19 protein-coding genes are annotated in these 25,625 nt (G+C 72.6%); 8 read left to right on the forward strand and 11 right to left on the reverse strand.

Annotated elements, in window-relative coordinates; all coding sequences use genetic code 11:
• Positions 1-21 precede the first annotated feature (21 nt).
• Together ACFWI4_RS16290 and ACFWI4_RS16295 are read left to right on the forward strand one after the other, a co-directional pair.
• Positions 22-1,269, forward strand: coding sequence for an ROK family protein (locus tag ACFWI4_RS16290; protein ID WP_387196142.1), 1,248 nt, complete (start codon positions 22-24; stop codon positions 1,267-1,269).
• 15 nt (positions 1,270-1,284) lie between these two features.
• On the forward strand, positions 1,285-4,176 hold the full coding sequence (locus tag ACFWI4_RS16295) for a glycoside hydrolase family 2 TIM barrel-domain containing protein (protein ID WP_387196145.1): 2,892 nt from the start codon (positions 1,285-1,287) through the stop codon (positions 4,174-4,176).
• Between the two features lie 54 nt (positions 4,177-4,230).
• Here the strand turns inward: ACFWI4_RS16295 and ACFWI4_RS16300 are convergent, their stop codons facing one another.
• Both ACFWI4_RS16300 and ACFWI4_RS16305 read right to left on the reverse strand, forming a co-directional pair.
• Positions 4,231-4,824, reverse strand: coding sequence for a hypothetical protein (locus ACFWI4_RS16300; RefSeq protein ID WP_387196148.1), 594 nt, complete (start codon positions 4,822-4,824; stop codon positions 4,231-4,233).
• Positions 4,821-6,536 (reverse strand): PHP domain-containing protein, encoded by a 1,716-nt coding sequence (locus ACFWI4_RS16305; protein WP_387196151.1) that lies wholly within the window; start codon positions 6,534-6,536, stop codon positions 4,821-4,823. The genes ACFWI4_RS16300 and ACFWI4_RS16305 overlap by 4 nt, the downstream gene beginning before the upstream one ends.
• A gap of 247 nt (positions 6,537-6,783) precedes the next feature.
• Between ACFWI4_RS16305 and ACFWI4_RS16310 the strand changes: the two genes are divergently transcribed.
• A complete protein-coding gene (locus ACFWI4_RS16310; protein WP_387196154.1) occupies positions 6,784-7,383 on the forward strand; it encodes a TetR/AcrR family transcriptional regulator in 600 nt (199 codons plus the stop codon).
• Positions 7,384-7,412: 29 nt separating this feature from the next.
• Here ACFWI4_RS16310 and ACFWI4_RS16315 read toward each other — a convergent pair whose 3' ends face one another.
• From ACFWI4_RS16315 to ACFWI4_RS16325, 3 genes are all read right to left on the reverse strand, one after another.
• On the reverse strand, positions 7,413-8,000 hold the full coding sequence (locus ACFWI4_RS16315; RefSeq protein ID WP_387196157.1) for a hypothetical protein: 588 nt from the start codon (positions 7,998-8,000) through the stop codon (positions 7,413-7,415).
• Positions 8,001-8,067: 67 nt separating this feature from the next.
• Positions 8,068-8,835: a rhomboid family intramembrane serine protease gene (locus ACFWI4_RS16320; protein WP_387196160.1), complete on the reverse strand. Its 768-nt coding sequence runs from the start codon at positions 8,833-8,835 to the stop codon at positions 8,068-8,070.
• A gap of 36 nt (positions 8,836-8,871) precedes the next feature.
• Complete coding sequence (locus ACFWI4_RS16325) at positions 8,872-10,695, reverse strand: DUF2264 domain-containing protein (protein ID WP_387196164.1); 1,824 nt, start codon at positions 10,693-10,695, stop codon at positions 8,872-8,874.
• 209 nt (positions 10,696-10,904) lie between these two features.
• On the opposite strand from ACFWI4_RS16325, the gene ACFWI4_RS16330 reads away from it, so the two are divergent.
• The 3 genes from ACFWI4_RS16330 (at position 10,905) to mmuM (ending at position 14,867) form a co-directional block, all read left to right on the forward strand.
• On the forward strand, positions 10,905-11,303 hold the full coding sequence (locus ACFWI4_RS16330) for a hypothetical protein (protein WP_387196167.1): 399 nt from the start codon (positions 10,905-10,907) through the stop codon (positions 11,301-11,303).
• The gene (locus ACFWI4_RS16335; RefSeq protein WP_387196170.1) at positions 11,296-13,842 is read left to right on the forward strand and encodes an Hsp70 family protein; all 2,547 of its coding nucleotides are present in this window, start codon (positions 11,296-11,298) and stop codon (positions 13,840-13,842) included. The genes ACFWI4_RS16330 and ACFWI4_RS16335 overlap by 8 nt, the downstream gene beginning before the upstream one ends.
• A 98-nt stretch (positions 13,843-13,940) precedes the next feature.
• Positions 13,941-14,867 (forward strand): homocysteine S-methyltransferase, encoded by a 927-nt coding sequence (gene mmuM, locus ACFWI4_RS16340; RefSeq protein ID WP_387196173.1) that lies wholly within the window; start codon positions 13,941-13,943, stop codon positions 14,865-14,867.
• 118 nt (positions 14,868-14,985) lie between these two features.
• Here mmuM and ACFWI4_RS16345 read toward each other — a convergent pair whose 3' ends face one another.
• Together ACFWI4_RS16345 and ACFWI4_RS16350 are read right to left on the reverse strand one after the other, a co-directional pair.
• Positions 14,986-16,851, reverse strand: a complete 1,866-nt coding sequence (locus tag ACFWI4_RS16345) for a carboxylesterase/lipase family protein (RefSeq protein WP_387196176.1) — start codon at positions 16,849-16,851, stop codon at positions 14,986-14,988.
• Positions 16,852-16,969: 118 nt separating this feature from the next.
• Positions 16,970-17,683 (reverse strand): ThuA domain-containing protein, encoded by a 714-nt coding sequence (locus ACFWI4_RS16350; protein WP_387196179.1) that lies wholly within the window; start codon positions 17,681-17,683, stop codon positions 16,970-16,972.
• A gap of 178 nt (positions 17,684-17,861) precedes the next feature.
• Here ACFWI4_RS16350 and ACFWI4_RS16355 point away from each other — a divergent pair, with 178 nt between their 5' ends.
• Positions 17,862-18,275 carry a VOC family protein gene (locus ACFWI4_RS16355; RefSeq protein ID WP_387196182.1) on the forward strand — a complete coding sequence of 138 codons (414 nt, stop codon included), beginning with the start codon at positions 17,862-17,864 and terminating at the stop codon, positions 18,273-18,275.
• An 18-nt stretch (positions 18,276-18,293) separates the two neighbouring features.
• On the opposite strand, the gene ACFWI4_RS16360 is transcribed toward ACFWI4_RS16355, so the two are convergent.
• The 4 genes from ACFWI4_RS16360 to ACFWI4_RS16375 form a co-directional block, all read right to left on the reverse strand.
• A complete protein-coding gene (locus ACFWI4_RS16360) occupies positions 18,294-19,010 on the reverse strand; it encodes a helix-turn-helix domain-containing protein (protein ID WP_387196184.1) in 717 nt (238 codons plus the stop codon).
• Between the two features lie 51 nt (positions 19,011-19,061).
• Positions 19,062-20,231, reverse strand: a complete 1,170-nt coding sequence (locus tag ACFWI4_RS16365; protein WP_385394514.1) for a YihY/virulence factor BrkB family protein — start codon at positions 20,229-20,231, stop codon at positions 19,062-19,064.
• 54 nt (positions 20,232-20,285) lie between these two features.
• Positions 20,286-21,500, reverse strand: a complete 1,215-nt coding sequence (locus ACFWI4_RS16370; protein WP_387196187.1) for an RNA-guided endonuclease InsQ/TnpB family protein — start codon at positions 21,498-21,500, stop codon at positions 20,286-20,288.
• Between the two features lie 737 nt (positions 21,501-22,237).
• Positions 22,238-25,174 (reverse strand): NACHT domain-containing protein, encoded by a 2,937-nt coding sequence (locus ACFWI4_RS16375; RefSeq protein WP_387196190.1) that lies wholly within the window; start codon positions 25,172-25,174, stop codon positions 22,238-22,240.
• Positions 25,175-25,354: 180 nt separating this feature from the next.
• Between ACFWI4_RS16375 and ACFWI4_RS16380 the strand changes: the two genes are divergently transcribed.
• Positions 25,355-25,525 (forward strand): hypothetical protein, encoded by a 171-nt coding sequence (locus ACFWI4_RS16380; protein WP_387196193.1) that lies wholly within the window; start codon positions 25,355-25,357, stop codon positions 25,523-25,525.
• The last annotated feature ends 100 nt before the right edge of the window (positions 25,526-25,625 follow it).

Genomic DNA, 25,625 nt, shown 5'->3' on the forward strand with positions numbered 1-25,625 from the left:
ACCCGGCGCGAGGGGAGTTGCATGAAGCGCGGTACGTCACGCGACATCCGCACCGCCAACCGGTACGAGGTGCTGCGCCAGATCATCGCCGCCTCCCCCACCTCCCGGCAGGAGCTGGCCGCGGCGACCGGGCTCAGTCTGGCCACGGTCGCCACGCTCGTCGGTGAGCTGCTCGGCCTCGGGATGCTCACCGAGGTCGGGTTCGAGGACTCGGCGGGCGGCCGTCCCCGCGGGCTGGTCGCCGTCGACGCTGCCGGGGGCGCCCTGATCGGCGTGGACATCGCGGAGACGTACGTCCGGGTCGAGCTGTTCGACCTCGCCCTGGACGTGCTCGCCCGCGCCGACGAGGAGATGCGTCCCGGCGAGAGCCGCCCGGAGCAGGTGGCCGCCCGGGTCGCGGCGGCCGTCGACACCGTGATCGAACGGGCCGGAGTGGAGAGCGGGCGGGTCCTGGGCGTGGGCGTCAGCGTCCCCGGACAGGTCGACCGCGACACCGGGACCGCCGAGTACGCGCCCAACTGGGACTGGCACGACGTGCCGTTGGGCGATCTGCTCGCACGGCGCATCGCCCACCCGGTCCACCTCGACAACCCGCTGCGCGCCTGCACGGTCGCCGAGCTGTGGTTCGGCGCCGCCCGCGGCCGCGGCGACGCCGTCGTGGTCAATCTGGGCACGGGCGTGGGCGCGGGTCTCGCGTTCGGCGGCGGACTGCACCGGGGCGTCAGCAACAGCGCGGGCGAATGGGGCCACACCACCCTCGTCCTAGACGGCCGTCCCTGCCACTGCGGCCACCACGGCTGCGTGGAGACCTATGTCGGGGCACCCGGCATCATGCAGAACCTGCGCGAACTCAGCCCCGGGAGCGCCCTGCTGCACCCGGAGGACCAGACCGCGACCATCGACGCGCTCGCGTCGGGCGTGGCCGCGGGGGACCCGGTGGCCGTCGAGACCGTACGCGACACGGCCCGCTACCTCGGCGCGGCCGTCGCCGACCTGGTCAACCTGCTCAACCCGGAGGTGGTCGTGCTGAGCAGTTGGGTCGCGGCCACGCTCGGGGAACCGCTGCTGCGCGAGGTGCGCGCGGCCGTCGCCCGGCACGCGCTGCGGCGCCCGCTCGCGGCCACGGAGATCGTCCTGTCCCCCGTACCGACCGACCCGGTCTGCCTGGGCGCCGCCACCTTCGCCCTCGAAGGGGCGCTCCGGTCGGTCGGCCGACGGCCCGCCGGGCGGACCGACCTCGCCAGGAGCCGTACAGCACCTCGGACGTGAACAACGAGGAGACGCATGGATTTCCGCACCTCTCCCGGCCTGCCGGCCTCCGAACCGTCCACCACCGACTACGTCGAGAACGTCTCCCCCGGCAGCGGCGCCCTTCCGCCCCGCGCCTGGTACGCGGCCTCGGACGCCCGGACCCTCTCTCTGAACGGCGACTGGAGCTTCCGGCTCTCGCCCACCGCCGACGCCGAGGACGACTCCTTCGCGGCCGAGGGCTTCGAGCCCCGCGGCTGGGCCGAGGTCCAGGTCCCCGGCCACTGGGTGATGCAGGGCCATGGATCACCGGCGTACACCAACCAGCGCTACCCGTTCCCGGTCGATCCGCCGCGGGTACCGACCGAGAACCCCACCGGCGACCATCTGCGCCGGTTCGGCCTGCCCCCGGACTGGCCCGCGGACGGCGGTACGCTCCTGCGCTTCGACGGGGTCGAGTCCTGCGCCCGGGTCTGGCTGAACGGCACGGAACTCGGCGAGTTCAAGGGCTCCCGGCTCCCCCACGAGTTCGCGGTGGGCCGGCTGCTCAGGCCCGGCGGGAACGTGCTCGCCGTCCGGGTGCACCAGTGGTCGGCGGGTTCCTATCTGGAGGACCAGGACCAGTGGTGGCTGCCGGGCATCTTCCGGGACGTCACCCTGCTGCACCGCCCGCCGGGCAGCGTGCGGGACTTCTTCGTGCACGCCTCCTACGACCACCACCGCGGCCTGGGGACCCTGCGCGTCGACTCCGACGTCGACGGGCGGGTCCTCGTGCCCGCGCTGGACATCGACACCGGGACCGGGACACCGGTCACCGTCCCCGTGCGGCCCTGGACGGCCGAGACGCCCCGGCTGTACGACGGTGAACTGGTCACCGGCAGCGAGCGCGTGCCGCTGCGCGTCGGCTTCCGCACGGTCGCGCTCCGGGACGGCCTGATCGAGGTGAACGGCCGGGCCGTCCTGTTCAGGGGCGTCAACCGGCACGAGTGGCACCCGGAGAAGGGCCGCGCCCTGGACCCGGAGACCATGCTCGCCGACGTGCTGCTGATGAAGAGGCACAACATCAACGCCGTGCGCACCTCGCACTATCCGCCGCACCCCGCCTTCCTCGACCTGTGCGACACCCACGGCCTGTGGGTCGTCGACGAGTGCGACCTGGAGACCCACGGCTTCACCGAACAGGCCTGGCGCGACAATCCCGTCGACGACGACCGCTGGACCCCGGCGCTGCTCGACCGGGCCGCGCGCACGGTCGAACGCGACAAGAACCACCCCTCGGTCGTCCTGTGGTCCCTGGGCAACGAGGCCGGCACCGGGCGCGGCCTCACCGCGATGGCCGCGTGGATCCGCGCCCGCGACGGTTCACGGCTCATCCACTACGAGGGCGACCACGACTGCCGTGACACGGACGTCTATTCCCGTATGTACGCCGACCACGCCGAGGTCGAACGCATCGGCCGGCGCCAGGACGGCGGAAGCCTGAAACGACGTCGACTGCCCTTCATCCTGTGCGAATACGCGCACGCGATGGGCAACGGCCCCGGAGGCCTGGCCGACTACCAGCGTCTGTTCACCTCGTACGAGCGCCTCCAGGGCGGCTTCGTCTGGGAGTGGATCGACCACGGCGTCGCGGACGAGCGCCACGGGTACGCCTACGGCGGGGACTTCGGCGAGGAACTGCACGACGGGAACTTCGTCTGCGACGGACTCCTCTTCCCCGACCGGACGCCGTCCCCCGGACTAGTCGAGTACAAGAAGGTGATCGAGCCCGTCCGCATCGACGGCTCGGGCCCGGACGGCACCGTACGCGTCACCAACGGCTACGACTTCGCGGACCTTTCCCATCTGGCCTTCGCGTGGTCGTACGAGGTGGACGGCGAGAGCGTCGCGTCGGGACCGCTCGTGGTGCCCGCACTGGCTCCGGGCGAGTCCGCCGAACTCCGGCTGCCGGCGCCCCCCGTGGATCCGCGGGGCGCCGGGGCACGATGGACCGTACGGGCGACACTGGCCGAGGGGACGGGGTGGGCGGAGCGCGGCCATGTCGTGGCCTGGACGCAACTGCGCGCGGCCGAGCCGGAACGGCCCGGCTTCACCCCCTCCGCGGTACCGCTCCTCACCGGGCGGACCGTCACCCTCGGCCCGGGCACCTTCGACGCCCGCACCGGCGCGCTGCTCGCCGTCGGCGGGACCGGGGTCACCGGCCCCCGCCTGGACGTGTGGCGCGCGCCGACCGACAACGACAACGGCGCGCCCTGGCAGCCGGACGCCCGGCACGGGCCCCTGTGGCGCGCCCTGGGCCTGCACCGGATGCGGCACCGCCTGGACGCCGTGGAACCCGGCGGGAACTCCCTGGCCGTACGCACCCGAGTGGCGCCCGCGGCCCGAGAGCTCGCACTGCGCACGGTGTACCGCTGGACCTCCGACGGCACCCGGCTGCGGCTGACCGTGTCCGTGACGCCGGAGGGCCGGTGGACGCTGCCCCTGCCCCGGCTCGGCGTCCGGCTCGGGCTCGCGGGCTCCGCGGACCGGGTGAGCTGGCTCGGCGGCGGCCCCGGAGAGGGATACCCGGACACCAGGTCCGCCTGTATGGACGGGCGTTGGGAGTCGACGGTCGACGCCCTCCAGACGCCGTACGTACGCCCGCAGGAGAACGGCGCCCGGCCGGACGTGCGCCGGGCCGAGATCGGCGGGCTGCGGATCGAGGGCGACCCGGCCTTCTGGTTCACCGCGCGCCGCTGGACGACCGAGCAGCTGGACGCGGCGGACCACCGGACGGAGCTGCGCCCCGGTGACACGGTCTGGGTCAATCTCGACCACGGGCAGCAGGGCATCGGCTCGCAGTCCTGCGGTCCCGGCGCCCTCCCGCGATATCAACTGCGGGCCGCACCCGCGGAGTTCTCGTTCGTGTTCACCGAACTCCCGGACTGAGGCCCGCGCGGGAGCGCGGCCGGACGGCTCTCCCCGGCCGTCCGGCCGTGCCCGTCAGTGACCGGCGCAGCAGGGTGTCGGGTCCGGCACCTCGAAGGGCACCAGGATCCCGCCCGCGGCCGGCATCACCGCGAGGACCAGCCGGCCCTCGCGCCACTCCGGGCGTACGTGCCCGCGGGTGACCAGCTCCGCCTCCGGGGAGGGCTCCCCGGGCGAGCCGAGCACGACGACCCGCTCCACCGCGGAGACCTCAAGCAGCCGTGCCACGGTCAGCACGCCGGTGACGGCGCCGGAGCCCGGGTACAGGACGGCACGGCCGCCGGTGCGGGCCCCGTGTTCGGCCGCCGCGTGGGCGGCTCCGGCCGCGAGCTCGCCGGGACCGTACCGGTCCTCACCGTGGGCGACGCCCAGGCGTTCGCCGGAGCCGTTCCCGGTGAGCCGCTGCCGGACCGCCCGGGCCGCGCGCTCCGACGGCAGGGCGAAGGACAGCGCCGTGTGCGGCCGCAGCCCGTCCCGTACGTGGTGCGTGCAGCCCGGTACGTCCGCGTCCAGGCCGAGTTCCGCGGCGAGTTCCCGCAGCAGGTGGTCGGCCTCGCGCAGGGTTCCGGCGTGACCGGTGTCGACCCCGACGACATGGCGCTCGTTCACGAGGGCAGGACCCACACCGGGTTGGAGTAGAACCACAGGTCCGACCACGGGTCGGCGTCACCGAGGACGTCCATGGCCGGGCCCGCCGGGTCGACCGCCGCGCCCCTGAGGCCGACGGCGGACCGGTTGCCGTCGGTGCCGCGCAGACGGACGTACACCGGGCGGTCGACGGCACCGAGGTCGTAGCTGAGACGGACCGTGCCGGCGGACTTGTTCACCTCGTAGGACCTGGCGACCCGGGCGGTGGGGGCGGTGAGCGTGTCCCGGTCGGAGGCCGCGCCCGTCACATCGCCCTGGATGACGTCGACGCGGGCCAGCTTGGGAACGAATCCGGCCCAGTTGGCACCGCCGGCCAGTCCGAGGTCCACGGTCAGCGTGACCCGGGTGCCCTTGCGCACGTGCAGGGCGCCGCCGAGGGTGGCCCAGCGGCCGCCGCCGGAGACCCGCGCGTCGAGACCGCCGAGGAGCTGTCCGTGGTCGACCCAGACCCGGCCGGCGCGGATGCCGTCCATCACGGCCGCGTAGGAGAATCCGTCGGAGCCGACGTGCGTACGGCTGTACTGGCCGGGCCAGTAGTCGCCCTGGGTGGTGTCGATCTTCCCGCCGTAGACCGGGTCGGTGTGCCGGCCGTTGAGGTCGAAGTCGCTGTCCGGTCCGCCGCGCACGGCGGTGTCCGTGTAGACCTGGTGGGAGTCGGAGTTGGCGGTGATCCACCAGGGCTTGCCCTCGGCGAGCAGGCTGTCCCACAGACCGCCGACGGTGGCGGTCATCCAGTCGAAGCCGCCCCAGGTGCGGTAGCTCTCCAGCGGGTAGCCGGCGAAGGAGTTGGCGCTCGGGCTGTTGTCGTACAGACCGCGGGCCACGCCCATGCCGTACGTCTTCTCGATGCCGCCCGCCTGGTGGCCGGGGGCGCCCTCGAAGCCGACGGCGATCTGGTGGGACGCGGGGGTCGCGTCGCGCCAGGCGCGGATCTCGTGCGGGGAGTCGAGTCCCTTGCGGGCGGGGTGGTTGGCCAGCATCAGGGCGTCCTTGACGCGGCGGCTGCGGACCTGCTCGGAGAGGAAGTCGAGCCCCGCGATGGCGAGGGCCTCGTTGGCGGGCGTCGAGTCGGTGGCGCCCTTGACGCTGCCGTCGTAGTCGGTCTCGAACTGCTTGAGGACGGCGACCTCGTTGCGGCCCGGGTGGACGAAGACCGTGCCGTGCTCGGCGGCCGGGATGTTCCATTCGAGGCCCTGGAAGACGAGGGTGTCCTCGTGGGCGTCGCGGGCCTCCCGGATGTCCGGGTTGACCTTGTCCACGCCGATCCTGGCGTGGGTGCCGCTGCCGTGGTCGGTGATGACCATCCAGTCCAGGCCGTGCGCGGCACCCTGACGGACCTGGTCGCCGACGCGGTACTTGCCGTCGCTGCTGTACTGGGTGTGGATGTGGTGGTCACCGGCCAGCCAGAGGTAGCCGTGCTTTCTCCGGCCGCCCGTCGAGGCGTACGCGGGGGTGGCGGCCCCCTGCGCGAGGACGCCTCCGGCGGCGAGGCCGGCGCCGAGCAGGCCCGCGCGGCGCAGCAGCGAGCGGCGCGAGCGCTGCTCGGGGGTGAGGGCCTCGTCGGGCACCGCGGTGTCGAAGGCGGCGGGCAGCGCGGTGTCCGATCCCTCCTGGCCGTGCCCGTGGTGATGGTGGTGCCCGTGCCCGTGCTCGTGTCCGTGCGTGTGGCCCATGACCGCCTCCTGAGTCCAGCCCCGCCCCTGCGGGCGCGTCATGAGGAGATTCGGGGCGGAGCATGAACGGCGGACGGCTCCCTCGTGTTCGTGGGACGACCTGAATCGGTCAACTGGCCATATCTGTAGGGGTATTGGCATTCCGCTTGTCCGTTGCGGCATGAATTCCACGGAGTCGCCGACCGAGGGGTACTAGGCTTCTGCCTGGGTTCCCCAGGAAATGTGTCGTGGCGCGGAGGTGGTCCTCATGGCTCGGGCCGGGCTGACGACCGAGCGGGTCGTGCTGGCGGCGGCCGATCTCGCGGACGAGACCGGCTTCGAGAACGTCACCGTGGCCGCGCTGGCCCGGCGGTTCGGCGTGAAGGACGCCAGCCTGTACGCGCACGTGAGGAACCTGCGGGAACTGCGCGAGCGCGTCGCGCTGCTCGCGGCCGGCGAGATGATCGACAGGATCGCGTCCGCGGTGGCCGGGCGCGCCGGCAAGGACGCGCTCGTCGCGTTCGCCGACGCCTATCGCGCGTACGCGCTGGAGCGGCCCGGCCGCTACCGGGCCACCCACACCCAGCCGGACCCGGCCCTGGTCGCGGAGCGGGCGGAGTACCGCCGTACGGCCGAGGCCACCGCCGAGGTCACCTACGGAATGCTCCGCGCCTACGGGCTGTCCGAGCCGGAACTGACCGATGCCGTACGCCTGTTGCGCAGTACGTTCCACGGGTACTGCACCCTGGAGGCCATCGGCGGGTTCGGGGCCGCGCGCTCCGTGGAGACGTCATGGAGACACGCGCTGGACGCGCTCCACGTGGCCCTGGAGAACTGGCCGCGCGCCGGGGACGGGCCACCCGGCTGACCGTCCGCGCCCCACCTGGCCGGACGGTGTCAGGCGCAGGGGGCAGGGCCGTTGCGCGCCCAGCGGTACCCGGGCGGCAGCGGGGTGCCCCGCGGGACGAAGGCGGGAGCCCACAGCACGTGGCGGGAGATCGCGAGACGGTTCATGATCTCCTCGAACCAGGCGGCGGCGACCTGGCCGAGGTGTTCGGGAGGCCCCGACGCGCAGACCGGTTCGATGTCCCCGACCGGCTCCGGACTCTGGTAGTTCTGGCTGTGCCGCTCGCTGCAGAAGAGCCGGTCGCCGATGACGGTCGCGCCGAGCGTCCTGAAGATCACCCTCTTCTCGGTGTCGCGCAGGTCCGCGATCAGCGTGACCACCGTGTCACCCCGGTCCAGCGCCTCGTCCAGGGCGGCGTGGTAGACCGCGTGCTCGGCCGGGGGCACCCAGACGCCCTCCCGCGCGGACCCGACGATGTCGACCTCGTCGCTCTCGTCGTCCTCGTCCGGCCCGAAGACGAGAACGGCGGTGGCGGCGGGCGGGCACTGGGGCCAGGACCGGGCGGAGGCCCTCACGACGTCCACGAACACCGCCTGAGAGCCGTCGAGTTCGTCGTCCTCGAACCAGTCGTCGTACACGTCGGCCAGGATAGTCGGCGGCTCCCCCGGCAGGACCGTCCCGCTCCCTGCCACGAGCACCAGGGTCCTACAGCAGCCCCAGGTCGCCCAGTTCCTTGTGCAGGTCCGCGCGCGGGTCGGCGGGATCCCGGGGCCCGGCGGGGGTGCCGGGGCCGGCGGCCGGGAGGGCGCGGGGGCGGCGGTCCCGGAAGATCCAGGCGCCCGCCAGGCCGCCGATCAGCCCTCCGAGGTGGCCGAGCCAGCTCACCCCGGGCGTCCCGGGTACGGCGACGGTGAGCATGTAGGCGAAGGAGGCCGCCATCACGACACCGATCAGCGTGTCGATCAGATGCCGGTCGAAGATCCCGCGGACCACGACGTAGCCGAAGTAGCCGAAGATCAGGCCGCTGGCGCCCACCGTCTCCACGTCCCCTCGTTCGAAGAACCACACGACGAGCCCGCTGGTCACGGCCACCAGCAGGCTCAGCCCGAGGAAGCGGGCGACTCCCCGGTAGGCGGCGAGGAACCCGAAGACGAACAGCGGGCCGGAGTTGCTCTCGATGTGTGCCCAACTCCAGTGCAGGAAGGGCGCGGTGACGACATCGGGCAGGGTCGTGACATCGCCGGACACCAGGCCGAGGTCCCGGGAGAGGGCGTAGTTGTCGGCGAAGTTGGCCAGTTGGACCAGCCAGACGACCGCGACGAAGCCGAACATCACGAAGAACGCCTTCCGCGCCTCCGCGATCATCCGCTCCGCGTCGGCCGGACCGCCTCCCGCCCGGCCGGCGGGACCACCGGTGCGGCCTCGACCGCCGACGCGGCCCAGCAGGCCCCGGCCCTCGTCCGAAGCGCCCATGACACACCCCCCTGCCCCGGCGGACCCGTTTCCGCCTCACCCCGAACTGTAAGGAACGGCCGGGAGGACGTCTTCGCGCAGGTGGACGATCCCCCCGGCGCCGTCGAACCGGAAGCCCGCCGTCCCTCCCCCGGTCCAGGTCACCGCGAGGTCCCGGGCCCCGGGCGCCGCGTCCTCGGGCGCCGTCACCCGCACGGACACCAGGTCCCCGAGCGGAAGGGGGTCCCGGTCGGCGGTGAGGCGGACGAGGGCGACGAACAGGGAAGGCGCGGCCCCGACGACACCGACGAGGCCGTCCCCCGACTCCGATCCCGATCCCGGCCCCGCCACCGCCCCCGCAGCCGGTTCCTGCTCCTGCTCCGGCTCCGGCTCCGACAGGCCGTGCGCGGGCAGGAGTTCGGAGCGCGCGTCACCGCGCCCGGCCCACCCGGTGACCCGTACCGGCGTACCCGGGGCGGCGCCGGACACCAGATGGGCCCGCACCTCCACGGCACCCCGCGCGACCACGAGGGAGACGGCCTCGACCCCCGCCGAGACGGTGTGGCGGGAGGCCGCCCAGCCCTCGCCGGCCCCCAGGGGCACGATCCCCGTACGGCTCGCGTCCCCGCCGACGATCACGCTGTTGTCGTACGAGGGCGAGGGCTCGGTCGCCGTCGAGTAGGCGAGCCGCGTGTAGAAGGGGTCGTAGCGGACGTCCTCGCTGCCGTGGTTGTGCAGACGGACCAGACCGTCCGAACGCGTCGACTGGAGAAGCCAGTTGGGCGGCCCGAGCGGGGTGACGGCGTCGGCGCGCTCCGCCGGGCCCGGTTCCTCGGCCGCCGTCCACACCTCGTGCTCGGGGGGCAGCAGCAGGGCGACGAAGGCCTTGCTCGCCCAGTACGGCGAGGCGGGGCCCGAATAGTGCTGGAGGAACCTCTCGTCGGGGCCGTGCCAGCCGAGGGTGAGCAGGCCGTCGGCGTCCACGGCGCCCCGGTCGAGGAAGTGTCGTAGGGCGCCCGAGGCGAGGCGGCGCGTCTCTCCTGGGGACAGGGGGGTGCGGCCGGTGAGAGCGCCGAGCCACAGCGGCGCGGTGGCCGCGAAGCGGTAGGTGAGCGAGCGGCCCTGGAGCATCGGCGCGCCGTCACCGCCGAACAGGCGGGCGTAGTCGCCGAGATGGGCCTCCAGACGGCCGGCGTACAGGTCGAGGAGCGGGGCGTCGCCGGCCAGCCACGCGTGCAGCACCGGGTAGAAGTGCATCGCCCAGCCGTTGTAGTAGTCGAACTTGCGGCCGTGGCCGTCGGTGTACCAGCCCTCGCCGAGGTACCACTCCTCGATGCGTTGAAGCCCCCGCTCGACCGCGGCGCGCGACGCCTCGGGCTCGTACCCGATCTCCTGGAGGAAACCGCCGACCGTCACCGGGAACAACTCCCAGTTGCAGGGCCAGGGTTCGGCCGTCAGCGCGTCACCCAGCCAGGCGGCGGCCCGCTGTCGCACACCGTCGTCCAGACGGTCCCACAGCAGCGGGCGGGTGAGCCGCAGGGCGAGCGCGATCGAGGCGGCCTCGACGAGCGGCTGGCTGCGGTCCTCGATCCGGGGCCACACGCCCCCGGGTCCGGCGGCCAGCCCCCGCGCGTAGCGCTCCAGGACCTTCTCGTCCCGCCGGAAGCCGGCCAGGAGCAGGGTGCGGGCATAGCCCTCCAGACCGTCGGAGAGCCGGCCGGCGCTGCTCGTGCGGTCTCCGGGGAGGTGGTAGAGGGCCTGGTCGTCGGTGGCGTACGGGGCGACGGCGGCGAGCAGGGTATCGGCGGCCGCCTCCCAGTGGGCGCGGGTGCGGCCGGTGTACGGACTGAGGGACCTGTCCTCGGCTGGCTCGGCGGGCATCTCTGGCCTTCCTGTCCTGGACCGGGCCCGACGGTACCGCCGTTCAGCAAACGCTTTCTAGAGGGCGGCCCGATCACGGCGCGGGGGCGGCACCCTACACAGCGCGCCGACGAAGGGGGCGCATTCGCCCCATTCCGCCCGAAGGCCGACTCCGCGCTGCCACACTGGCCCCGTCCGGGTGGGGGCCCGGTGACCACGGGGAGGGCGTCTTGAGCGATCCGCGATACGAGGCCGTGCTGGCGTTCACCGACGAGGCGGACCCCGACGGCGCGGAGGACGCCGTGTCCCTCCTGGCCGAGGAACTGTCCCTGCTGGAGCTGTCCTTCGTGCGGCGCCCGTCGGGCGGCCCGGCCCCCGCCGGCACACGGGCCGGGGACACGACGGTCCTCACGGCGCTCCTCGTCGGCGCGACGGGCGCGCCGACGCTGCGGGCCGTCGTCGCGCTGGTCCAGGACTGGCTCGCCCGCCGCAACTCGGGCTCGATCGACATCACGGTGAACGGCGAGGAGCTGCGTCTGACGTCGGTCTCCCGCGCGGACCAGCGGCGCGCCGTCGAGCTGTTCGTCGCCAGGCACGCGCCGCGGGAGACGGACGCACCCGATGCGTAAGGCGGCGCTCCTGGTCGTCAACCAGCATTACGCGGACGGGTGTTTCGACGAGCTGCCGGGGGCCGCGGCGGACGCCGAACGCCTCGCCGCCGTGCTCGGTGACCCGGCCATCGGGGAGTTCGAGGTCACCGTCGTCGAGAACGGCACGGCGGTGGAGATCCGCAAGGCGGTCCAGTCGTTCTTCGCCGGGGCGCGCGGCCAGGACCTGCTCCTGCTCCACCTCTCCTGCCACGGACTCAAGGACGCGCGGGGCCGGCTGCACTTCATCGCCTCGGACACCGAGAAGGCCTACCTGGACGCGACCGCCGTCTCCTCCCGGTTCGTCGCGGACCAGCTGGAGCAGAGTCTCTGCCGCCGGGCGGTCGTCCTGCTGGACTGCTGCTTCAGCGGGGCGTTCACGAAGGGGATGAGGACCCGCGGGCCCGCGCCCTCCGTCGACGTGGCGGAGCCCTTCTCCGGGCGGGGCCGTGTCGTCATCACCTCCTCGACCGCCCTCCAGTACAGCCACGAGAGCGGACTGACCAGCAGGGAACGGGCCGAGCCGTCCGTCTTCACCGCCGCCGTGGTCGAGGGGCTGCGGGACGGTTCGGCCGACCTCGACGGGGACGGCTACGTGTCGGTCGAGGAGCTGTATTCCTTCGTCCACGACCGCGTACGCAGCCGGCTGCCCGGCCAGACCCCGACGCGCAGCGTCGACAGCGCCGTGGGCATCCTCCATCTGACGCGCAGCCCCGGCGGCCCCCGGGCCGCCGCGCCCGGGGGCCCGGGGCTTCCCGGCACGCTCCGCGCCGCGATCCACACGGGGGCCGTGTGGCAGCGGCTCGGCGCCCTGCACGAGGTGGAGCGGCTGCTCGGCGACGGGAGCGGCCCGGTCCGCGAGGCCGCTCTGGAGGCGCTGGCCCTGCTGGTCGAGGACAGCGACCCGCGGGTCGGCGCCCGGGCCGAGCGGCTCCGGCGCGGCCAGGGCCTCGGCGAACCGCCGCCCGGGACCCCGGTGGCCGCCTCCCCGGTCACCCGGCCGGTCGCGGCCGGGTCGCGGATCCTCGGCATCGACTTCGGGACGACCGACTCCGCGGTGGCCGTCTTCCTGGACGGCCGGGCGCGGGTCCTCCCGAACCGCCACGGAGAGCTCACGACACCGAGCGTCGTGGCGTTCGCCGAGGACGGGACCCTGCTGGTGGGCAGGGCAGCGAAGGAGCGCGCCGCGCGCGTTCCGGGCGGTGGCATCCACCGGATCAAGCTGGAGCTGGGCACCGGCTGGACCCATCGGCAGGGGGTCGAGCGGCACTCCGCCGAGGAGGTCGCCTCCTGGATCCTCGCCGACCTGCGCCGCGGCGCGGAAGCCCACCTCGGCGAGACGGCGGACCGGGCGGTCCTCACCGTGCCCGCCCACTTCACCCACGTCCAGCGCGCGGCGCTCGCGCACGCGGCGGCCCTGGCGGGCATCGAGACGGTCGGGATGCTCAACGAGCCGACCGCGGCGGCACTTTCGTACGGCCTTGGCCGGGGCGAGGAGACCGTCATGGTGTTCGACCTGGGCGGGGGCACCCTGGACGTGTCCCTGCTCGGCATCCGCGACGGGGTCGTCGAGACGCTGGCCACCGACGGCGACAGCAGGCTCGGGGGAAGCGACTGGGACGACCGGATCGTCGACCGTCTCGTACGGGACCTCGCCATCCGCCGGGGCGTCCGGCTCACCGACCGGGCCGCACTCCGGCGGGTGGCCGAGGCGGCGGAGGCCGCGAAGATCGAGCTGTCGCAGGCCACGGCCACCACCGTCGCCCTGCCCGACATCGCGGTCTCGCCGTCCGGACCGGTGCACCTGGACGTCACGCTGACGCGCGCGCAGCTGGAGGGGCTGACGAAGGACCTGCTGGAGCGCTGCGCCCAGCCGGTGCGGCGGGCGCTGGAGGCCGCCCGGGGTGTCGAGGGGGCCGCGGACGTCGGCCACTTCCTCCTGGTCGGCGGTGCCACCCGGATGCCGGCGATCGCAGCGCTCGTCGGGAAGCTGGCGGGCGGCCGTGAACCGGTCCGGGCCGCCGTCCCCGAGGGGGTGGTGATCGGCGCCGCGCTCCAGAGTGCCGTACTGACCGGCCAGTCGCACGACGAGCTGCTGCTGGACGTGACCTCGCTGCCGCTCGGCGTGGAGACGGAGGACGGCACCATGGCCGTGGTCGTCGACGGGGACACCACGATCCCGACGGAACGCGGCGCGGTCTTCACCACCGTCGAGGACGGGCAGTCCCACACCGAGATCAACGTCTACCAGGGCAGCCGCGAGACCGCCGCGCAGAACACGAAGCTCGCCGTCCTCGACCTTCCGCTGCCCCCGGCCCCGCGCGGTGTTCCCCGGATCGAGGTGACCTTCGGCATCGGCACCGACAACGTGGCCCGTCTCGCGGCCAGGGACCTCGGCACCGGCAGGGAGCTGACGGTGCTGCTGGACCGCCACAGCGCGGCCCACGCCCTGACCCGGGATTCCGACCCCCGCAAGACCCTGACCCGGGTCCACGGCGGCCGGCCGGGGCACGGCTCCTGACCGGCGGCCGCCCGTCCTGCTCGTCTCATTCCGCGGTACGGACGACCGCCCCTCGGACCGGACGGGGCTCCGTGCTCCGTTTCGGCTAGCGTCATGTCATGGCCAGTGACAACGCCCTCACCCTCGCCGCCGCACTGTCCTCCGGCACGGTCGTGCTCGACGGAGGCATGTCCAACCAGCTCGAAGCGGCCGGACACGACCTCAGTGACGCGCTGTGGTCGGCGCGGCTGCTCGCGGACCGGCCCGAGGCGGTCGTCGAGGCGCATCTCGCCTACTACGAGGCGGGCGCGGACGTGGCGATCACCTCCAGCTACCAGGCCACCTTCGAATGCTTCGCCCGGCGCGGCATCCCGCGCGAGCGGGTCGCCGAGCTGCTCGGCCTCAGCGTCGAGGCGGCCCGCGAGGCCGCCCGGCGCGCGCACGCCAAGGGCGCGGCGCGGCCCCTGTGGGTCGCCGCGTCGGTGGGCCCGTACGGGGCGATGCTCGCGGACGGCTCCGAGTACCGGGGGCGGTACGGGCTGAGCGTCGCGGAACTGGAGCGGTTCCACGCGCCGCGCCTCGAGGTGCTGGCCGCCGCCGGGCCCGACGTACTGGCCCTGGAGACGGTCCCGGACGCCGACGAGGCCCGGGCGCTGCTCCGGGGGATACGCGGGCTCGGCGTACCGGCGTGGCTGTCGTACAGCGTCGCCGGTGACCGCACGCGGGCCGGGCAGCCGCTGGAGGAGGCGTTCGCCCTGGCCGCCGAGGCGGAGGAGGTCGTCGCGGTCGGGGTCAACTGCTGCGCCCCCGAGGACGTCGAGCCGGCCGTGGTCACGGCCGCGCGCGTGACCGGGAAGCCGGTCGTGGTCTACCCGAACAGCGGCGAGGCCTGGGACGCGGCGGCCCGCGCCTGGACCGGCGCCTCCACGTTCACGGCCGCCCAGGTCGACGGATGGGAACGGGCCGGGGCCCGGCTGATCGGCGGCTGCTGCCGGGTGGGCCCGGAGGCGATCACGGGCATCAGCTCGGCCCTGCGGGCCGCCTGACCCCGGGCGCACGGCCGCCGCACCCACTGAGAGCCTCGGTGTCCGCACCCCCCGGTTCGGTCCCGCCGGGTCCGGGTCCGGGCTCGGGGAACACCGCGTGCCCCCCGTCCGCCCGGGCTCAGTGGCGGCCCGCTGAGCCCGGGCGGCGGAAGCGGCGTACGACCGCCAGCGGCGTCGGGATGCGTACGGGCGTGCCCACGCCGGGAGGTGCCGCCGCGGGCGGGTCCTCCGCGGCCCCGGGCGGACCGCCCACGGGATCGGCGGGACCGGATGCGGGAGCCGCGGGACCGGAGGCGGCGGGAGCGGCCGGGGCCGGGGCTTGGACACCGACGGGGTCCGGGTCGGCCGGGGGCTGTGCGGTGGACGCGAGGACCGGCGCGCCCAGGGCGCCCACCGTCGACCTGCCGGTGTGCCTGCGGGTGGCGCCGGCCGCGGGCCTGGCCGCGGCTCTGGCCGATTCCGCCTCCCACAGGGCGAGTTCGCGGTCGCGCGGCCCGTTCACGGTGTGCGGGTCGCCGGCCCCGAAGATCCGGACGGGGTGCGAGGCGTCCCAGGCGGCCCACCCCGGGTCTCCGTCGACCGCGAACCGGACCCACGCGCCGTGCAGGGCGTCCGCCAGTTCCTGCGGAGCGCCCTCGCCCGCGAGCTTCGCCGCCTCCGGCACCCCGGCCGTGTCGAAGACGAAGCCCAGCTCCAGGGCGTGGCAGGCGCCGAGACCGGGCACGTTCGAGGGCCAGGCGAACTCGTAGACGTGCGCGGGCGCCCGGTCCCCGCCGGGGGCGTCCGGGCCGGAGGAGCCGCCGGCCGTGCCGCTCCGCGCGTCGGCGAGGCGGTGCAGCGGCACCCTCAGGAGATGGTCGGTGATCATCTGGCCGACGAGATCGGCGGTGCCGTCCTGCGGGTGGAGGGCGCGGTAGCCGCGGGGCACCTCGTGGCCGCAGTGGCAGCGGGCCATCGCGCCGGCCAGGGCGACCGGTCCGAGCCGGTCGACACGCTCCAGGAGCCCGCCCGGTACGAGCCACAGCCGGTACTCGTCACGGGTCCAGCCGAGCAGCAGGCCGACGTCCGCCGCGGCGCCCTCGGCCAGGGCCTCCATCGGGTCCCGCGGTACGAGGTCGCCGTCGACGACGATGCCGAAGGCGGGTCCGCCGAGCACCGGGCTGCTGAGCCGCCCCACGTCGGCCTGGGTGCGCAGCAGCAGGTCGCGGTCCACGGCGGCGAAGGCCTCCGCCGTGGCGGGGATCTTCAGCCGGGTGGCCATCCTGCGGACCATGCGGCGGACCTTGTCCCGGTCGCTCGCCTCGGGCGGCCCGCTCTGGAGCACGGCCCGCCGGAACAGGCCCCGGGCGCGGGGGCTGGCGAGCAGCGCGCCGATGCTGATGGCTCCGGCGGACTCGCCGAAGACGGTCACCCGGCCGGGGTCCCCGCCGAAGCGGGTGATGGACTCCCGCACCCACTCCAGCGCGGCGAGCTGGTCGCGCAGTCCGGGGTTGGCGGGCGCGTCCGGGAACAGCCCGTACCCCTCCACTCCCAGGCGGTAGTTGATGGACACGAGGACCACGCCGTCGCGGGCGAAGGCGTGCCCGTCGTACACGGGCACGGCCGAGGAGCCGCGGGTCAGCGCCCCGCCGTGGATCCACACCATGACGGGCAGGCGGGCGGCGGGGTCGGGCGCGGGGGTCCACACGTTGAGGTTGAGGCAGTCGTCGCCGGGCACGACGGGGTCGGCGAGGAGCCGGGAGAACGCCTCGGAGTACGGCGGCTTCGGCGGGGTCGGCCCGAACGCGCCGGCGTCCCGGACGCCGTCCCAGGGCTCGGGCGGGACGGGCGGGCGGAAGCGGCGGGCGCCGAAGGGCGGGGCGGCGTAGGGGACGCCGCGGAACACGGCTATCCCGTTCTCGTACCGGCCGCGCACCGCTCCGTAGGGGGTGGAGACCACCGGGTCCTTCGTCTCCGCCACCGGATCCACCGTGTCCACCGCCATCCGGGACCAGCTCCTCACCGTCGCGCGCTGTAGAGATCAGAGCACCACAGGGCGTCCCGGTATTCCTGCGGAGGTCCCCCGGACGGCCGACACCGGTGTGCGGCACGGGCCGCCGGGGTCAGGACGGGCCCGGCCCGGACGCGGGCCGGCGGTCCCGGTCGGGAGCGGGCTCCGAGGCCCGGGCCGCCCACAGGATCCCGCCGAGCAGGTGCCGGCGGAAGTCCGGGTCCTCGTAGGCCTCCGTGGTGTGGCCGAGCGCGGTGTAGAAGACCCGGCCGGCGCCCTGTTCCCGGCACCAGACGAGGGGGTGGTCGGCGCCCATGCCCCCGCCCAGGTAGGAGGCCTCGTCGGCACAGGCGAGCACGCGCACGCCGGCCGCCTCGCGCGGGTTGGAGCGGAAGTCGTACCACTCGTCCGTGAACTCCCAGACCGGTGGCAGGTGCCGGGTCGCGGGGTGCCCGTGGTCCTCGACGAGGACCCGGCCCGGCTGGAGGTCCGGGTGCCGCTCGAAGCGGGCGCCGAGCAGTGCGCCGTAGTGGGGCCAGTCGTACTCGGTGCAGGCGGCGGCGTGCACCCCGACGAAGCCGCCGCCGGCCTCGACGTGGGCCGCGAGCCGGTCGCGGCCCCGCGGGGTCAGCACCTCGCCGCTCGTCGACAGGAAGACGACGGCCGCGTACGGGTCGAGGGAGGCCTCCAGGACCGCGGGGTCCTCGGTGGCGTCGGCCTCGAAGCCGTGCTCGCGGCCGAGGGCGCGCACGGCGCCGACGGCGGCCGGGATGGAGTCGTGCCGGTAGCCGGTCGTACGGGTGTACACGAGAACGCGGAAGACCATGCCCCGGAGCCTAGGGCCGGTCCGGGCCCCGCCCCAGACCCGCGGGCGAACACGACGGGGCCGGGCGGGCGCCGGGCGCGTCCGACGGGGGTGTCCGACGGGGGTGTCCGAAGGGGCGTCCGAAGGGGGTGTCCGTTTTCTTCAAGACCGGCGCCCGCGGCCTGCCTACGGTGGCCGTATGACTCCACGATTCGATGTGATCGGGCTGGCCGTCTCCGACATGGCCGCCTCCGTCGCCTTCTACGGCCGTCTCGGGCTCGTCTTCCCCGAGGGCGCCCACGACGAGCCGCACGTCGAGGCCGAACTGCCCGGCGGGCTGCGCCTCGCGCTGGACACGGAGGCCACCATCCGTTCGTTCCACAGCGGGTGGCGGCCCCCGAGCGGCGGCGGGCGGGCCTCGCTCGCCTTCCGCTGCGAGAGCCCCGCCGAGGTCGACTCCGTCTACGAGGAGCTCGTCGGCGCGGGCCACCACGGTGAGCTCAAGCCGTGGGACGCCTTCTGGGGCATGCGGTACGCCGTCGTGCACGACCCGGACGGCAACGGCGTCGACCTGTTCGCCCCGCTGCCCGCGGAACCGGACGCCTCACGCTAGTGCCTGTCGCGGCACTGGTCACCGGCGACCGACGAGTTCGCCGAGCGTGGCCCCCGTCAGCTCCCGTACGTCCCGTGCCAGATGGGCCTGGTCGGCGAATCCGGCGCGCAGCGCGGTCTCCGCGAAGGGCACGCCGCGGCGGGCCAGGGCGAGCGCGCGCTGGAGCCGGAGGATCCGGGCCAGGGTCTTGGGGCCGTAGCCGAAGGCGGCGAGCGAGCGGCGGTGCAGCCGGCGTGCCCCCAGGCCGAGCCGGTCGGCCGTCTCGGCGACCGGGCGGCCCGCGTCCAGGGCGGCGACCACGTCCAGGAGCAGTGGATCGGGGGGCGGGGCCTCCGCGGCCCGGAGCAGCGCGACCTCTTCGAGGGCGTCCACCGGGTCGGCGGCGGCGTCGATCCGGGCGGTGAGGCGACGCACCTCGGCGGCGGGCCACAGGTCGGTCAGCTCCACGCGCCGGTCGCGGAGCTCGTACGCCGGTACGCCCAGCCGTACGGGTGCGGTCCCCGGGTGGAAGCGGACGCCCGCCCAGCCGCCGGGCGCCTCCTCCGGGACGTGGGGTCCGGTGTCGGGACCGGCGACGAGCAGTCTGCCCTCGGTCCACAGCAGATCCATGCAGCCGTCGGGCAGCACCGCGCCCCGCACGCCGCCCGGTGCGGCCCCGCCGTCGGACGCGGGGGCGTCCGGTGTCCGGCTCCAGAGCACGGCGCCCGGCAGCCGGGACACCCGTTCCGCGTACATGCCCGCCAGGCTACGCCGGGCGGCCCCGGTGCTCCCGCGGAACCGGGGCCGTCAGTCCTCCGGCGGGTGCTCCTCGCCGTTCTTGGGGGCGCGGTGGGTGTGGTGGGTGTTCTTGGCGTGGGTGCGCAGCCGGGAGGTCACGTCCTCCGGGGGCAGGAAGCGCGACCAGCGTTCGGGGAACTCGGAGGGCATGTCCGGGTCGTCGGGGTCGGCGTCGTACGAGCGGTGCGCGGCGGCGCGGGCCACGTACTCGGCGGCCTGGGCCTCGCGCATCCGTTCGTTGGCGGCACGGGCCGCGGCGGTGGCGGCGGCCGGCCAGACCCGGTCGATGGCGGCGTTGACGGCCGCGCCGACCAGGACGGCGAAGGCGGCGACCCCGATCCACAGCAGGACGGCCACGGGCGCGGCGAGCGAGCCGTAGATGGTGGGGCCCTCGATGGTGTTCGTCAGGTAGATGCGCAGCAGGAAGCTTCCGAGGACCCACATGGCGAGGGCGACCAGGGCGCCCGGCACGTCCTCGACCCAGGGGGAACGGACGGGCACGGACACGTGGTACAGGGTCGTCAGGAAGGCGACCGACAGCACGATGACGACCGGCCAGTACAGGACCTGCACGAGGGTCGTCGACCACGGCACCACGCTCACCACGGCGTCCGGGCCCGCCACCATCAGCGGGAGCGCGACGGAGCCGATCAGCAGCGCCACGATGAACAGCAGGAAGGACATCATCCGGGTCTTGACGATGCCCCGGGTGCCGTCGAGGCCGTACATCACGGTGATGGTGTCGACGAAGACGTTCACCGCGCGCGAGCCGGACCACAGGGCGAACAGGAAGCCGAGGGAGATGATGTCGGGCCGTCCGCCCTTCATCACGTCGTGCAGGATCGGCTCGGCGATCTGGTGGACGCCCTTGTCGGTGAGCACCGTGCGGGAGGCGTTGAGGATGTTCGCTTCCAGGCTGGCGATGGTGTCGGCGCCGGTCCAGGCGTCCACGTAGCCGAGCAGTCCGATCAGGCTGAGCAGCAGCGGCGGGACGGACAGGAGCGTGAAGAAGGCCGCCTCGGCCGCCAGTCCGAGGATCCGGTACTCCATGCACGAGTTGACGGTGTCCTTGATCAGCAGCCAGGCGGTCCTGCGCTTGGAAACGTCCCGGTAGAGCGCGCGAGCGCGGTGGAAGCGGCCCGGGCGAGGCCGTTCAGGTGTTTCTTTTGCCTGGTGCACGTCCATACGGTAGCGGTGTGACTCCTCCCCCCGTTGAAGCCGGGGGGCTTCTCGTTACGCCAGGTCGGCGTCGCGACGGACCAGCCCGGCCCGTAGAACGTTGATGGCTCCGACCGTGTCGGCGTGCGCGGTGTGACCGCAGGCGACGCAGTGGAACTTTTCCTGTGCGGGCCGGTTCTCCTCGGCGGTGTGCCCACATCGGGGGCAGGTGCGGGAAGTGTTGCGGGGGTCCACGGCGATCACTTCCCGTCCGGCGCTTTCAGCCTTGGCGTGCAGGATCATCAGGAACACCCCCCATCCGGCGTCAGCGATGCTGCGGTTGAGCCCGGCCTTGGCGGTGGCCCCGTTCGGCAGGAACACGCCTGCCTGATCAGGGTCGGGTTTCGGTGCGGGGGACCTGCTCATATTGCGGATCTTGAGGTCTTCGTGCGCGATGACGTCGTGCGCGCGGACCAGGTCGAGCGCGGTCTTGTGCGCGTGATCAAGCCGCCGACGCCGGACCTTGCCGTGCAGCTCGGCGACCTTCTCCACGGCCCGCTGGTGATTGGCGGTGCGGTCCTTGGCCCTGCAACGGGGGAACCTGGACAGGGCCTGCTGCGCGGCCTGGAGTTTCGCGGTCGCACGGCGGCCGTGGCGCGGGTTGGGTACGAAGGCGTCGTTCGAGTCGGCGAGGAAGTTCACGATGCCCAGGTCGATCCCGGCCACGCTGCCGGTCGCGGGCAGCGGCTGAGGCCTTTCCTGCTCCGCGGTGAGCACAACGAACCACTTACGGCCCTCGCGTTTGACCGACACTGTCTTGACCCTGCCTGCCACCGGGCGGTGCCGGTGGACCCTGACATGGCCGACGCCCTGGAGGCGGACGCGGGTGACCGGGTCGTGAGGCGTGGAGTCCCAGCGGCAGCCGTCACCGTCCTTCGGGAACTCCACCGTGTCGAACCGGTTCACCCCACGAAAGCGGGGGTAGCCCGGGGTGTCACCGGATCTGACGCGGCGGAAGAACGCCTGCATCGCCTTGTCCAGGCGGCGCAGAGTGGCCTGCTGCGAGCTGAAGGACCAGCGGCCCTGGCACTCCGGGTCGAACGCCCTGATCTCCTTGAGCTGCGCGGACTGCACTCCGTACTTGACGGTGGTCTTCGACACGTGCCGGTAGGCATCGCGGCGTTCCTGCAGGGCCCCGTTGTAGAGGGAGCAGTGATCCCGCAGCATCTCGCCCAACGCCTGACCCTGGCGGACGGTGGGCCGCAGCAGAAATTTGTATGCACGGATCATCCAGCCCACCCCCTCAAGTCGAGCTCGCTCGAGCCTACTGTCTCAGCGGATCTCACTCCATCGAGAACTAGATCCTCATATGAAGTGAGAAAATGATGCAATCCACAACTTTTACGCCCACTTGGTGTTCGTCACGTATTGCCGAATAAGGAGACGTCCCTCTGCTACGGAATCGTCTAAATGAGTTCGCGCACGGTCGGTGCCACTGCGAATCACAGGCTCGTGTTTACTGACCGGCTTCTGGCAATATTCGTCCGCCTCCGTCACAGGACCACTTAAGAGCCGCCCTATTTGGGATAGTTTAGTCGGCCACTGCTGGAGTTCGCGGGGTAGAAAAAGGCAGGCCGGGCTGACGTAGTCCCGCTTCACACGCCCAGCCTAGGAACACCATCAGACGGAACGGCAACCGGCGCCTCGAGCCCAGGAAGAACACCTCATAGCGACGCACTGCGCCACCTACCATCTCGAACGCCAACCCGAACCGTCTGTGCAGCCAGCAGCACGGGGCCAGGACGGCCACCAGACCGCCCGGCATCGTAGTCACCAGCGAGATCGACAGCACGGCCGCGAAATCCTCTCGCAGAAGCCCTCAGGGGTGCACCTCCTTGGCGGGTGACCAGTCCAGCTCGAATGCCAGTGCGACCAGCCATCCGATCGCCGGGCACAGCTGAGGATGGCGGGTCTGAAAAGCTTCAGTCGTCCTCGTCGGCGAGTCCGCTGTTGGATGCTCCCGACGTTCATTCGGGGTGTCGGCCATGGCAAATGGAGTTCAGCGTTCGGGCTGCGTTTTCACGCTGCTCGACTTCCAGGGTGGGGTCGTTGGCCAGCTTTTCGAGTGCATCTGCCAGCTCCTTCCGGTCACCTATACCAGTCAGCGTCCGGGCCGCATCCGCACGATCCGAGTCGTCCACGGTGCAGTCGTCGACCAGCCGGCTCAGTGCGTCCAACGCCTCGTCAACGCGCGCCAGGACCGCCTCCACGCAATCCGAGGAGTACACAGTGCGGTAGTCGGCCAGCCGCCTCAGTTCCTCCACCGCCTCATCAACGAATGACCGGGCGGCGTCCACGCGGTATGAGCCGTGCAGCATGGAGTCGTTGGCCAAGGTGACCAGCGCATCAATCCCCTCACCCACCTCGACCAGCGCCCGGGCCGCATCCACACGATCGAACCCGTAAACGGTGCGGTCGTCGACCAACCGTTCCAGCACCTTCGCGGCCTCCACCCCGGCCTCCCAACTTCCCATCTCAGCCAGTGCCCGGGCCGCATCCACACGATCCGATTCGGGCTGGTAGGGATCGTTGACCACACCAAGCAGCACTTCCGTCAGCCCGGCCTCCTTACCCAGGTATGCCAGTTCCCGGGCAGCTGCCGCACGAGCCGAGCCCCGTACAGCGAAGTCGTTGACCAGATGGCTCCACGCCGCCAACGCCCGATCCCGTTCACCAATACGGTCCAGCGAACACGCCGCGTCCACACGATCCGAGCCATCCATAGAGGAGTCGTCGGCTAGCCGTTCCAGCGCTTCCGCCGCCCGATCCCGCTCACCCATTTTGGCCAACAAATCGGCTGCGGCTGTGCGATGCGAGCCATACGTCGAAGAGTCGTAGGTCAGATCGTCCAGCGCTTCCACCGCCAGATCCCGCTCACCCACATCGGCTAGCAACTGGGCCGCCCTCACACGACAGGAGCCGTACAGGGAAGAGTCGCGAGCGAAGCGGCTGAGCCAGGTGACGGTAGAGGCCGCGGGCAGGGCAGTGCCCAGCCGCACCTGCTCGCAGATGAACTCACACGCCTGCTCGTCTGCCTGGGCGGCGAGTTCGTGCAGACGCTGGACAGTAGGGGCTGCGGAGTCCTGCTGACTGAGGAGTTGGTCCAGGAGAAAGCCGAAAAAGGACGCGTCTCCGCCCGGTCGTCTCCAGTTGCCTCCGGCTACGTCCCCGGGTGGCAAGAGAGTGTCAAGGAGCTCTGCGCGGATTTCCTCGGTGCGGGCTGCGTGGCGAGCGGCGTAGTACTCCAGGAAGGTCTGGTGGAGGAAAACGTAGTCGCCGGCGTGCCCGGTGAGCAGGCCGGTAGGGCGGAGCAGGTCGCCGAGAAAGTGGTACCAGCGTGCTTCGTCCAGCGCTTCGGGGCGCCGACTGCGGCGGTGGGTGGCGATGATAGCGGCGGCTGGCCGAGAGTCGCCGTGGAAGCGTTGGTGGGCCAGGTGGTTGATCAGGTCGGGCAGGTGGTCTCGTGCCTGAACGGCGGCATGGGTGATGGCCTGGCGGTCTGGAAGGACCTGGGAGATCTCCCCGAGGCGGTTGATCGCCTCGGTTTGAGTGATCGCGATGTGCTTGGAGTTGTTGTTGCGGTAGATCAGGTCGGTGAACGCCTTGTAGGCGGACGTGCGGCCCTGGGGCAGAGGTCGGGAGGGGTCGGCGGCGTAGAGCTGGCAGAGCATCGTGGCCATCAGCGGGATGCGGGCCAGCTCGTGCAGGCGGGAAGCCCAGACGGCGGTGCGGAATGCAGTGGCGTGGCTGGCTGGGTCGTCCAGGCCGCTGAACCAGGCCTCGGCATAGGTGACGAGGTCGCCGGGGGTGAAGGGCAGGAGTTCGAATCGCGCCACGTCATCGGGAATGCCCAGTTCGGTGCCAGGGAGGGGGCGGGTGGCTACCACGAACCGGTACAGCTCGGGGGCGGTCTCAGCGGCGTGGATCAGGGTCTTCAAAACGGTGCGGCGCTGGTCACTGTTGGCGAGTTCGTCGAGGCCATCGACCATCACCAGCCAGGGCACCCCAGCGTGTGGGGGCGTGAGGAAGAAGTCCTCGGCCAGCTCCACCAGCCCGTACTTCTTGAGGTGAGCGCGGGCTGTGATGGCAAGCGCCGCTGGCAGAAGTGCAGGACCGCTCAAAGCGGAGGCGTTGACCAGGACCGGCACAGGAGCTTTGCGAATCCCGGACTCGGCCGCGTGGGCAAGGTGGATACGCAGCAGGCTGGATTTACCGCCGCCGGGACCACCCAACAGCAGACATACCCTGCTGGCTGCGGCGAAGACTTCCCCGGCAGGCGTTGGCGCAGGGTCCGCGGAGCGCGGCGGAGCGTCCGACCCGGTGGACACGAGATATTGGTCGGGGCCGATGCCATGGGGGTGAGTCTGCTGACACACATAGACCTGGGCCAACGGCGGCGGTTCCGTCTCGCCAGTGAGGCCGGGGTAGGGGTGTTCCCGGGCAGCCCGCGCGGCGGCTTTCAGGTAGTTTTCCAGCAGCCGTGTGTCAGTCTTTCCCCCAGACTCCTTCTGAGCCTGGGACCAATGGTCCTTCCATTCCCTTTGCCGCCTCCTCGCGGCTTCGATCTGCCGCGCCGCGGGGCGGCTGGAGGCAGAGGCCGGGATACTCCCGGACCACTCCAGAAGCACCTCGACCAGTGCCCACAGGTCGAGGAAATCCTTGGCTGGGACACCCTGCCGGAACCAGTTGCTGGCCTTTTTTACGGCGCGCTTCAGATCTGGCTGGGTGTATTGTCCTCGCCTCTCGAAGGCGACCTCAAGCGCATGGGTGCGCGTCCACTGGTGCCTCTTCGGAGGTTTGCAAGCGCACCCCGCCCTGATGCGAATTGCCTCTTGTTGCAGATCCCCCAGAGCGTTCCTCAGCTGCTCGCGCCCCGGGCTCAGATTGCTTCCCGCCTCGCTCATCGGCCGTCCACCAGTCCATTCAGTCCATCCGGACGGACCTCTGGAATCAGCGTGATCAGGGAGTTCAACGAACTCGTCCAGCGGGTCCAGCAACCGCAGACACCCACGGTGTGACTCCAGACCCTGTCTCTCGGACGCCGCCAACCTGGGCGGTGGCCCTCCCGGGGAGGAATCAGCGTAATGAACCTTGAGATCTGGATCGTGGTACTGGGCGTCTGCGGTGTCGTGGTGGTGGCCATCGCAGCCGTGGGCATCGTGGCCATGGCGGTCAAGAACACGGACGGGGCGGCCCGCCCCGCCATCCTGCGGGCCGTCGCCGAGGTCATCCGCGCCATCCGCGGCAGCAAGTGACCCCCAAGAGCGCCCGGGGCAGCCGTCTGTGTCTCCGGGCGGGTCGCTTTCCGCCGTGGGCCATGGTGGGCTCTGGCGGCAGCCATGCAAGCGCGGCAGT

The sequence above is a fragment of the Streptomyces sp. NPDC127038 genome (assembly GCF_042725875.1).
GTDB lineage: Bacteria > Actinomycetota > Actinomycetes > Streptomycetales > Streptomycetaceae > Streptomyces.